This window comes from Methylobacterium sp. 17Sr1-1, from assembly GCF_003173775.1.
Taxonomy (GTDB): domain Bacteria; phylum Pseudomonadota; class Alphaproteobacteria; order Rhizobiales; family Beijerinckiaceae; genus Methylobacterium.
Map to the genome: position 1 here is coordinate 4,918,168 of NZ_CP029552.1, position 10,686 is coordinate 4,928,853.

Below are 10,686 nucleotides of genomic sequence, written 5' to 3' on the forward strand. Positions count from 1 at the left end.
ACCCGTGATCGACCGACACATCAGGACGAGGCCGCGGGTGGGAGGCGCTACTGGCCGCTTGGTTCCGGCTCCCGCCTGCCCTCGCATCCTCTGCACCCCGGTCGGGCACCGCGGACCCGAACTCCTCTGCCGCGCCGACGATCCCGGAACGGGGCGCGCGGACCTCGCCGGCCACGATCGCCGCGCGAGCGCTGCTGCGGACGATGCCCCGGGCGTCGCGTCCGGTTGGGCCGCTCTCAGCGAAGAGCGAAGAATGGGCCACGCATCCGGTCGGTGCCGGGCCGCCCCGCGGGAGCGAGCCTGGCCGCCCGATCGACGGGTCCGATCCGATCGCGACATTCCGCTTGCATCCGGACCTGCGATCCGGCTAGAGAGCACTCGCGCCGCGGCGCTGCAGGAGTGTAGCTCAACTGGTCAGAGCACCGGTCTCCAAAACCGGGGGTTGGGGGTTCGAGTCCCTCCACTCCTGCCAGGGACCGCGAGCCGACCGGAGCCTCCAGCGAAAGCCGGCAGACCTCCATAACAATCCGTCCGGGCCAGTCGACAAGCGCACGCAACTGCGCTAGACGCTGCGCCCATCCCAGATCGAACAGGCGGCGATGCGGGCCGGGGGTGATCCTTCAGCCTGCCGGCCGCCGTTGGTTTCGAGCGCATCGGTTGTCCGAGCCATGGCATCGAACGAAGCGACGAAGAAGATGGACCTCGGGCGCAACGCCTCCCGCAGCACCCCGCCGACGCCGCCCGCGCGTCCGGCGCAGAAGCGCGTCGGCCCGTTCGAGTTCCTGCAGCAGGTGCGCGACGAAGGCCGGAAGGTCACCTGGCCGACCCGCAAGGAGACCCTGGTCACCACCCTGATGGTGTTCGTCATGGTGGTGGTGGCGAGCGTGTTCTTCACCGTCGTCGACCAGGTCCTGCGCTACGCCGTGACGCTGGTGCTGGGCATCGGGGCCTGATCGAGCCGTCAAGACCCGGCAGAGCCGGACCGCAAGACCCCGGCAGAGCCGGCCCGAGAGTCGGGGCCGCCGCCGGATTGGAGTGAACGCCGTGTCGAAGCGCTGGTACATCGTCCACGCCTATTCGAACTTCGAGAACAAGGTCGCGCAGTCGATCAAGGACCAGGCGGCGCAGCGCGGCCTGACGGAGAAGTTCGACGAGGTCATGGTCCCGACCGAGAAGGTCGTGGAGGTGCGCCGCGGCCGCAAGGTCGACGCCGAGCGCAAGTTCTTCCCCGGCTACGTGCTGGTGAAGTGCGACCTCACCGACGAGGTCTACCACCTCATCAAGAACACCCCGAAGGTCACGGGCTTCCTCGGGGCCGACAAGTCGAAGCCGGTGCCGATCCCGGACGCCGAGGCCGAGCGCATCAAGGGCCAGGTCCAGGAAGGCACCGAGCGCCCGAAGGCCTCGATCGCCTACGAGGTCGGCGAGCAGGTCCGCGTCGCGGACGGCCCCTTCGCGTCCTTCAACGGCGTCGTCGAGGAAGTCGACGAGAGCCGCTCCCGCCTCAAGGTGGCGGTCTCCATCTTCGGCCGGGCGACCCCGGTCGAGCTCGAATACGGTCAGGTCGAGAAGCTCTGATCGTCACCGGCGGATTTTTCGGGAGCCGCACGGGGCGTGGCAACGCGCCTCGCGATCGCTGATCCCGAAAGAGCTGCCTCTCACCCGCGGAAGGCCCGCCCGGAAACGCCTCCGGGAGCCCGGGCCGCACCGCGACCTGCAACCGCCCTCAGACAGTAGGGCTATTCTGGGAGCAGTCCCATGGCGAAGAAGATCACGGGCTACGTGAAGCTTCAGGTCCCGGCCGGCGCCGCCAATCCGTCGCCGCCGATCGGTCCCGCGCTCGGTCAGCGCGGCCTCAACATCATGGAATTCTGCAAGGCCTTCAACGCGAAGACCTCGCAGATCGAGAAGGGCACCCCGATCCCGGTGATCATCACCGCGTATCAGGACCGCTCCTTCACCTTCGAGATGAAGCAGCCCCCGGTCTCCTTCTTCCTCAAGAAGGCCGCCGGCCTGAAGATCGGCAAGAAGCCGGCCTCCGGCTCGAAGACCCCCGGCAAGGGCGCGCCCGCCGGCAAGATCTCCGAGGCGCAGATCCGCGAGATCGCCGAGAAGAAGATGCCCGACCTGAACTGCGATTCGGTCGATTCCGCCGTCGCCATGATCCGCGGCTCCGCCCGCGCCATGGGTCTCGAGATCACCGCGTAAGGGGAGGGCGACATGGCACAGACAGGCAAGCGCATCCGCTCCGCCCGCGAGGGCATCGAGGTCACCAAGCTCTATCCGCTCGCCGACGCGGTGAAGCTGATCAAGGAGCGGTCCACCGCCAAGTTCGACGAGACCTTCGAGGTCTCGATGAATCTCGGCGTCGACCCCCGCCACGCCGACCAGATGGTCCGCGGCGTCTGCAACCTGCCGAACGGCTCCGGCCGGACCGTGCGGGTGGCGGTGTTCGCCCGTGGGCCCAAGGCCGACGAGGCCCGGGCCGCCGGCGCCGACATCGTCGGGGCCGAGGACCTGCTCGAGACGATCCAGGGCGGCACGATCGACTTCGATCGCTGCATCGCCACCCCGGACATGATGCCGCTGGTCGGCCGCCTCGGTAAGGTGCTGGGCCCGCGCGGCCTGATGCCGAACCCGAAGGTCGGCACCGTCACCATGGACGTGAAGGGCGCCGTCGCCGGCGCCAAGGGCGGCTCGGTCGAGTTCCGCGTCGAGAAGGCGGGCATCGTCCACGCCGGCATCGGTAAGGTCTCGTTCGACGAGCAGAAGATCGTCGAGAACATCCGCGCCTTCGCCGACGCGGTCGCCAAGGCCAAGCCCGCCGGCGCCAAGGGCACCTACATCCAGCGCATCGCCGTCTCCTCGACGATGGGCCCGGGCGTGAAGGTCGATCCCTCGAGCGTGCTGGTCGCCGCCGGCGCCTGACGCCGACGCGACTGTCGCGATGACACGATGAAGCGCCCGGTCCGGCAACGGACCGGGCGCTTCGCATTGGAGCGTGTGTCAGGCTTCTGACGCTGCGGCATCACGATCTCCGGCGTAGCTCTGCAGCGCGGCGAAAACCCGACGCGGCGGGGCAGCCTTCCGGCGACGCTGTGCTAGATACGTCCCCATGCGCAGCACCGTCCCGGTCTCCTCCTCGCGACGCATCCTCTGCGTCTTCCCCGCCTACACGCCGTCCTTCGGCACCTTCTCGCACGCCTATCCGCTGATGGGCGGCGTGAAGGCCTTCATGCCGCCGCAAGGGCTGCTGGTGATCGCCGCCTACATGCCGGAGGCATGGGAGGTAAGGGTCATCGACGAGAACATCGCTCGGGCCAGGCCCGAGGACTTCGCCTGGGCCGACGCGGTGTTCGTGTCGGGCATGCACATCCAGGAGGGCCAGATCCACGAGATCGGCCGGCGGGCGCATGCCGCCGGCAAGGTCGCGGTGCTCGGCGGGCCTTCCGTCTCCGGCGCGCCGGAGAAGTACCCGGATTTCGACTATCTCCACATCGGCGAGATCGGCGACGCCACCGACGCGCTGATCCGGCGCCTCGACGAGACGGTCGCGGTCCCGGCCGAGCCGGAGCGGTTCGAGACCACGGATCGCCTCGCGCTGTCCGACTTCCCGGCCCCGGCCTACGAGCGCGTGCCGCTCAAGCGCTACCTGATCGGCTCGCTGCAATTCTCCTCGGGCTGCCCCTATCGCTGCGAGTTCTGCGACATCCCGCAGCTCTACGGCCGCCAGCCGCGCCTCAAGACCCCCGAGCAGCTCTGCGCCGAGCTCGACGCCATCGTGGCGCAAGCGGCCCACCCGGCGGTGGTCTACTTCGTCGACGACAACTTCATCGGCAACCGCAAGGCGACGCGGGAGATGCTGCCCCACCTCGTGGAGTGGCAGAAGCGGAACAACTTCCCCCTTCAGTTCGCCTGCGAGGCGACGCTGAACATGGCCAAGCAGCCCGAGATCCTCGAGCTGATGCGCCAGGCGAACTTCATGACGGTGTTCGTCGGCATCGAGACCCCGGAGGCCGACGCGCTCAAGGGCATCGACAAGACACACAACGCCGCCGTGCCGATGTACGAGGCGATCGAGACCCTGAACTCCTACGGGCTGGAGGTGACCTCCGGCATCATCCTCGGGCTCGACAGCGACACGGACAAGTCCGAGCAGAACCTGATCGACTTCATCGACCGGTCGGCGATCCCGGTTCTGACCATCAACCTGCTCCAGGCGCTGCCCAAGACCCCGCTCTGGGACCGGCTGGAGCGGGAGGGCCGGCTCGTCCACGATGCCAGCCTGGAATCGAACGTGCTGTTCAAGCGCCCGCACGACGACGTGGTCGGTTCCTGGCGCCGGGCCATCGCCCACGCCTACTCGCCCGAGCAGCTGTTCGAGCGCTTCAAGCGCCAGTGCGACGTGACCTACCCGCACCGGATCACCACGCCGACCGCGGGCAAGCTGACCCTGACCAACCTGCGCCGCGGGCTGATCCTCGGCTTCAACATCATCACCCGGGTCGGCCTGTTCTCCGACTACCGCAAGCCGTTCTGGCGCGCCGCGGCCTACGCCCTCAAGCGCGGGCAGGTCGAGGCGGTGTTCAACATGGGCTTCGTCGCCCACCACCTGATCCGCTTCACCCGCGAGGCCCTGCGCGGCGAGCACAACGCCTCGTTCTACGCCGCGCAGGACAAGGCGAAGGCGGAGGCCGCCGCGAGGGGCGGGGCCCGGCAGGCGGCGTGAACCGGAGGCTCTGACGGGAATTCGCCCCTGCGACCGAATTTCCTCCGTCCGGGCACTTGGCAGGCTGTTTGCACCCCGCTATAGACCCGGCTCCACGTTTCCGAGATCGAAAGGATTCGGCCGCCCGGCCGGTCCTGGAGAGAGGTCCCCGGGCGACCGGGTGACCAAAGTGGCCGGAAGGGCTCAGGGGGCAACCCCTCGCGCCCCGTCCGGCCATGTCCTGTCCGAGACTGCAGGCGCCGGCATCCGCCGGCTTAAACCGCAAAGCCTGCACAGACGGGGAAGACCGAGTTTCACCGCCCCCATGGCTGACCATGGCCTGCGGGGCGTCGGTTTGAACCATCTCGCCCGAGGCGAGGGGCCGTCAGGTCCTTGGCATCGGGGGCAGGGCCGTGAAGCGTCGTTCAGGACGTCGCGGTCTTTTCACGAAGGCCCCGGCTCATCCTGGGCGGCAACTGCAACCGGCGGGGCCCATCCGGGTTCCGCCAACCGGAGAGAGCCAAGGTGGACAGAGCAGCAAAAGCTGATCTCGTCGCGACGCTCAACGGGGTGTTCACGAACACCTCCGTCGTCGTCGTGGCCCACTACAAGGGCCTCACGGTCGCCGACATGCAGAAGCTGCGCTCGCAGATGAAGCAGGCCGGCGCCACCGTGAAGGTCGCGAAGAACCGCCTCGCCAACATCGCTCTCGAAGGCACGGACGTCGCCTCCATTCAGCCCCTCCTGAAGGGCCCGACCCTGCTCGCCTATTCGAGCGATCCGGTCGCGGCCGCCAAGGTGGCGGTGGACTTCGCCAAGGCCAACGAGAAGCTGGTCATCCTCGGCGGAGCCATGGGGACGACCGCCCTGAACCCGGACGGCGTGAAGGCCCTGGCCTCGCTGCCGTCCCTCGACGAACTGCGTGCCAAGATCGTGGGCCTGGTCCAGGCTCCCGCGACCAAGATCGCTCAGGTCGTCAACGCGCCGGCCGCCAAGCTCGCGCGCGTGTTCGGGGCCTATGCCAAGACCGGCGACGCCCAGACCGACGAAGCGGCCTAACGGGCTGTTCGAGACCAAACCGTTCAAACCGACAACATCAGGAAGTGAAAAATGGCTGATCTTGCCAAGCTCGTCGACGACCTGTCCTCGCTGACCGTTCTCGAGGCTGCCGAGCTCGCGAAGATGCTCGAGGAGAAGTGGGGCGTCTCGGCGGCTGCCGCCGTCGCCGTCGCCGCCGGCCCGGCCGGTGGCGCCGCTGCCCCGGCCGCCGAGGAGCAGACCGAGTTCACCGTCGTCCTCGCTTCGGCCGGCGACAAGAAGATCGAGGTCATCAAGGAGGTCCGCGCGATCACCGGCCTCGGCCTCAAGGAGGCCAAGGATCTGGTCGAGGGCGCTCCGAAGCCGATCAAGGAGGGCGTGTCCAAGGACGACGCCGCCAAGCTCAAGGCCCAGCTCGAGAAGGCCGGCGCCAAGGTCGAGCTCAAGTAAGACGATGGCGGGCCGTCCGGCCCGCCACGCGCTCCGGACCCGGCCCTGGCCGGTCCGGGGCCACCAGCCCGCGGGCCTCGCGCTCGCGGGCTATGGTCGCTTTCGGCGCACCCCCTCGGGATCCGGGGTACGGATCACCATATAGGTTTTCGAAGGTTGCGGGCGGCCGGTGCACGGGCGGTCCGCGCGGTTCCAGGCAGGTTTGATGCCGGCTCGATTCGGCCGGCGTCCCACCGGAGCCGTATAAGCGGTGGATGAGGAGCGAGGTCAACCCATGGCCAACACGCTGGTCGGTCGCAAGCGCATTCGCAAGTTCTTCGGCAAGATTCGGGAAGTCGCCGAGATGCCGAACCTCATCGAGGTCCAGAAGGCGTCCTACGACCAGTTCCTGATGGTGGACGAGCCCGAGGGCGGGCGCGCCGACGAGGGCTTGCAATCGGTCTTCAAGTCCGTCTTCCCGATCTCCGACTTCTCCTCGACCGCGCTCCTCGAGTTCGTCAAGTACACCTTCGAGCAGCCGAAATACGACGTCGACGAGTGCCGCCAGCGCGGCATCACCTTCGCCGCCCCGCTGAAGGTGACCCTGCGGCTGATCGTGTTCGACGTCGATCCCGATACCGGCGCCAAGTCGGTCAAGGACATCAAGGAGCAGGACGTCTACATGGGCGACATGCCCCTGATGACGGAGAACGGCACCTTCATCGTCAACGGCACCGAGCGCGTCATCGTCTCCCAGATGCACCGCTCGCCGGGCGTGTTCTTCGACCACGACAAGGGCAAGACCCACTCCTCGGGCAAGCTGCTGTTCGCCGCGCGCATCATCCCGTATCGCGGCTCCTGGCTCGACGTCGAGTTCGACGCCAAGGACATCGTGCACGCGCGCATCGACCGCAAGCGCAAGATCCCCGTCACCTCGCTGCTCTTCGCGCTGGGCCTCGACGGCGAGGAAATCCTGTCGACCTTCTACAACCGCGTCACGTATAGCCGTGACGGGCGCGACTGGCGCGTGCCCTACGACGCCGAGCGGCTGAAGGGCTTCAAGGCCTCGACCGACCTGATCGACGCCGATTCGGGCGAGGTGGTGCTCGAGGCCGGCAAGAAGCTGACCGCGCGCGCCGCCCGCCAGATCGCCGAGAAGGGCGTGAAGGCCCTGCGCGCCACCGACGAGGACCTGATCGGCCAGTACATCGCCGAGGACATGGTCAACTACAAGACCGGCGAGATCTACGCCGAGGCCGGCGACGAGATCAGCGAGAAGGTCCTCAAGGGCCTCTCCGACGTCGGCATCGAGGAGATCCCGGTCCTCGACATCGACCACGTCAACATCGGTCCCTACATCCGCAACACGCTGGCGGTCGACAAGAACTCGGCCCGCGAGGGCGCGCTGTTCGACATCTACCGGGTGATGCGCCCGGGCGAGCCGCCGACGCTCGAGACCGCCGAGGCGATGTTCCACTCGCTGTTCTTCGACGCGGAGCGCTACGACCTCTCGGCCGTCGGCCGGGTGAAGATGAACATGCGCCTCGACCTCGACGCGGCGGACACCGTGCGGACCCTGCGCCGCGAGGACATGCTGGCGGTCGTCAAGGCGCTGGTCGACCTGCGCGACGGCAAGGGCGAGATCGACGACATCGACCACCTCGGCAACCGCCGGGTGCGCTCGGTCGGCGAGCTGATGGAGAACCAGTACCGTCTGGGCCTCCTGCGCATGGAGCGCGCCATCAAGGAGCGGATGTCGTCGGTCGACATCGACACCGTGATGCCGCAGGACCTGATCAACGCGAAGCCCGCGGCGGCCGCGGTGCGCGAGTTCTTCGGCTCGTCGCAGCTGTCGCAGTTCATGGACCAGACCAACCCGCTCTCCGAGGTGACGCACAAGCGCCGCCTCTCGGCCCTCGGCCCGGGCGGTCTGACCCGCGAGCGCGCCGGCTTCGAGGTGCGCGACGTGCACCCGACGCACTATGGCCGCATCTGCCCGATCGAGACGCCGGAAGGCCCCAACATCGGCCTGATCAACTCGCTGGCCACCTTCGCCCGCGTCAACAAGTACGGCTTCATCGAGACCCCGTTCCGCCGCGTGCGCGACGGCGTGGTCACGGACGAGGTCGCCTACCTGTCGGCGATGGAGGAGGCGAAGTACCACGTCGCCCAGGCCAACGCGCAGATGGACGAGAACCGCAAGCTCACGGAGGACCTGGTGGTCTGCCGGCGGGCGGGCGAGGTGATCGTCGTCGGCCCCGAGCGGGTCGACCTGATGGACGTGTCGCCGAAGCAGCTCGTGTCGGTCGCCGCGGCCCTGATCCCGTTCCTCGAGAACGACGACGCCAACCGCGCGCTGATGGGCTCGAACATGCAGCGCCAGGCGGTGCCGCTGGTTCGCGCCGACGCGCCCTTCGTCGGCACCGGCATGGAGGCGGTGGTCGCGCGCGATTCGGGTGCCGCCATCGGCGCCCGGCGCGCGGGCATCATCGACCAGGTCGACGCGACCCGTATCGTCATCCGCGCCACCGACGAGGCCGACGCCTCGAAGCCCGGCGTCGACATCTACCGGCTGCAGAAGTTCCAGCGCTCGAACCAGTCGACCTGCATCACCCAGAAGCCGCTCGTGCGCGTTGGCGACGTGGTGAAGAAGGGCGACATCATCGCCGACGGTCCCTCGACCGAGTTCGGCGAGCTGGCGCTCGGCCGCAACGTGCTCGTCGCGTTCATGCCGTGGAACGGCTACAACTTTGAGGACTCGATCCTGCTCTCCGAGCGGATCGTGAAGGATGACGTGTTCACCTCGATTCACATCGAGGAATTCGAGGTGATGGCCCGCGACACCAAGCTCGGGCCGGAGGAGATCACCCGCGACATCCCGAACGTCTCGGAGGAGGCGCTCAAGAACCTCGACGAGGCCGGCATCGTCTATATCGGCGCCGAGGTCCACGCGGGCGACATCCTGGTCGGCAAGATCACCCCGAAGGGCGAGAGCCCGATGACGCCGGAGGAGAAGCTCCTGCGCGCCATCTTCGGCGAGAAGGCCTCGGACGTGCGCGACACCTCGTTGCGGGTGCCGCCGGGCGTCACCGGCACGATCGTCGAGGTCCGGGTGTTCAACCGCCACGGCGTCGACAAGGACGAGCGCGCCCAGGCGATCGAGCGCGAGGAGATCGAGCGGCTCGCCAAGGACCGCGACGACGAGCAGGCGATCCTCGACCGCAACACCTACGCGCGTCTGGGCGACCTGCTGGTCGGCCAGTCGCCGGTCGCCGGCCCGAAGGGCTTCAGGAAGGAGACCACGCTCACCCGTGAACTCCTGGCGGATTACCCCCGCTCGCAATGGTGGCAATTCGCCGTCGTCGAAGACCGTCTCATGACCGAGATGGAGGCGATGCAGAAGCAGTACGACGAGTCGAAGAAGCGCCTCGAGCAGCGCTTCCTCGACAAGGTCGAGAAGCTGCAGCGCGGCGACGAGCTGCCTCCGGGCGTCATGAAGATGGTCAAGGTCTTCGTGGCGGTGAAGCGCAAGATCCAGCCCGGCGACAAGATGGCGGGCCGGCACGGCAACAAGGGCGTGGTCTCGCGCATCGTGCCGATCGAGGACATGCCGTTCCTGGAGGACGGCACGCACGCCGACATCGTGCTCAACCCGCTCGGCGTGCCGAGCCGGATGAACGTCGGCCAGATCCTCGAGACGCATCTGGGCTGGGCCGCCGCGGGCCTGGGCCGGCAGGTCTCGCAGGCCGTGGACGCGTATCTCCGCACCCACGACATCGAGCCCCTGCGCGAGCGCATGAAGGCGATCTACAGCGAGACCGAGCTGGCCGGCCTGACCGACCAGGATCTCGCCGAGGTCGGCAACAACCTGCGCCGCGGCGTCCCGATGGCCACCCCGGTGTTCAACGGCGCCAAGGAAGCCGACATCGAGACGATGCTGGAGATGGCGGGTCTCGACCGCTCGGGCCAGTCGACGCTCTATGACGGGCGCACCGGCGAGCCCTTCGACCGCAAGGTCACGGTCGGCTACATCTACATGCTGAAGCTGCACCACCTGGTGGACGACAAGATCCACGCGCGCTCGATCGGTCCGTACTCGCTCGTCACCCAGCAGCCGCTGGGCGGCAAGGCGCAGTTCGGCGGCCAGCGCTTCGGCGAGATGGAGGTGTGGGCCCTCGAGGCCTACGGCGCCGCCTACACGCTGCAGGAGATGCTGACGGTGAAGTCCGACGACGTCGCCGGCCGCACCAAGGTCTACGAGGCCATCGTGCGCGGCGACGACACCTTCGAGGCGGGCATCCCGGAGAGCTTCAACGTGCTGGTGAAGGAGATGCGGTCGCTCGGCCTCAACGTCGAGCTCCTGTCCTCCAAGCGCGCCGCCAACGACCAGCTCGAGGCGCCTCCCGAGGCGGCCGAGTAAGCTCGTCCCGATCCCATCCTGACGACGGCGGCGGGGCCCTCAGCGCGAGGGCCCCGGCCGCCGAAACCCGTTTCATCAGACGGCGGCCGCT

At 68.1% G+C, this 10,686-nt stretch carries 8 protein-coding genes and 1 tRNA gene; all 9 read left to right on the forward strand.

All coding sequences use genetic code 11. The features are described from left to right. Positions 1-395: 395 nt before the first annotated feature. The 9 genes from DK412_RS22310 (at position 396) to rpoB (ending at position 10,595) form a co-directional block, all read left to right on the forward strand. Positions 396-472: transfer RNA gene (locus DK412_RS22310), tRNA-Trp, on the forward strand. Between the two features lie 196 nt (positions 473-668). Then, on the forward strand, positions 669-953 hold the full coding sequence (secE, locus tag DK412_RS22315) for a preprotein translocase subunit SecE (protein WP_109973751.1): 285 nt from the start codon (positions 669-671) through the stop codon (positions 951-953). A 91-nt stretch (positions 954-1,044) separates the two neighbouring features. After that, positions 1,045-1,578: a transcription termination/antitermination protein NusG gene (nusG, locus tag DK412_RS22320; RefSeq protein WP_109975431.1), complete on the forward strand. Its 534-nt coding sequence runs from the start codon at positions 1,045-1,047 to the stop codon at positions 1,576-1,578. A 180-nt stretch (positions 1,579-1,758) separates the two neighbouring features. Next, on the forward strand, positions 1,759-2,208 hold the full coding sequence (gene rplK / locus DK412_RS22325) for a 50S ribosomal protein L11 (protein ID WP_109973752.1): 450 nt from the start codon (positions 1,759-1,761) through the stop codon (positions 2,206-2,208). A gap of 12 nt (positions 2,209-2,220) precedes the next feature. After that, positions 2,221-2,928 (forward strand): 50S ribosomal protein L1, encoded by a 708-nt coding sequence (gene rplA / locus DK412_RS22330; protein WP_109973753.1) that lies wholly within the window; start codon positions 2,221-2,223, stop codon positions 2,926-2,928. Between the two features lie 187 nt (positions 2,929-3,115). Next, positions 3,116-4,729, forward strand: coding sequence for a B12-binding domain-containing radical SAM protein (locus tag DK412_RS22335; RefSeq protein ID WP_109973754.1), 1,614 nt, complete (start codon positions 3,116-3,118; stop codon positions 4,727-4,729). 504 nt (positions 4,730-5,233) lie between these two features. Then, positions 5,234-5,767 (forward strand): 50S ribosomal protein L10, encoded by a 534-nt coding sequence (gene rplJ / locus DK412_RS22340; RefSeq protein ID WP_109973755.1) that lies wholly within the window; start codon positions 5,234-5,236, stop codon positions 5,765-5,767. A gap of 51 nt (positions 5,768-5,818) precedes the next feature. Continuing rightward, entirely contained in the window at positions 5,819-6,196 is a 378-nt protein-coding gene (rplL, locus tag DK412_RS22345) for a 50S ribosomal protein L7/L12 (protein WP_093571356.1), read from the forward strand. A gap of 274 nt (positions 6,197-6,470) precedes the next feature. After that, positions 6,471-10,595 carry a DNA-directed RNA polymerase subunit beta gene (gene rpoB / locus DK412_RS22350; protein ID WP_109973756.1) on the forward strand — a complete coding sequence of 1,375 codons (4,125 nt, stop codon included), beginning with the start codon at positions 6,471-6,473 and terminating at the stop codon, positions 10,593-10,595. The last annotated feature ends 91 nt before the right edge of the window (positions 10,596-10,686 follow it).

Excerpts from the sequence above, each read along its gene's own strand:
- secE (WP_109973751.1), top strand. The coding sequence starts at position 669 with ATGGCATCGAACGAAGCGACGAAGAAGATGGACCTCGGGCGCAACGCC.
- rplK (WP_109973752.1), top strand. The coding sequence starts at position 1,759 with ATGGCGAAGAAGATCACGGGCTACGTGAAGCTTCAGGTCCCGGCCGGC.
- rplA (WP_109973753.1), top strand. The coding sequence starts at position 2,221 with ATGGCACAGACAGGCAAGCGCATCCGCTCCGCCCGCGAGGGCATCGAG.
- DK412_RS22335 (WP_109973754.1), top strand. The coding sequence starts at position 3,116 with ATGCGCAGCACCGTCCCGGTCTCCTCCTCGCGACGCATCCTCTGCGTC.
- rplL (WP_093571356.1), top strand. The coding sequence starts at position 5,819 with ATGGCTGATCTTGCCAAGCTCGTCGACGACCTGTCCTCGCTGACCGTT.
- rpoB (WP_109973756.1), top strand. The coding sequence starts at position 6,471 with ATGGCCAACACGCTGGTCGGTCGCAAGCGCATTCGCAAGTTCTTCGGC.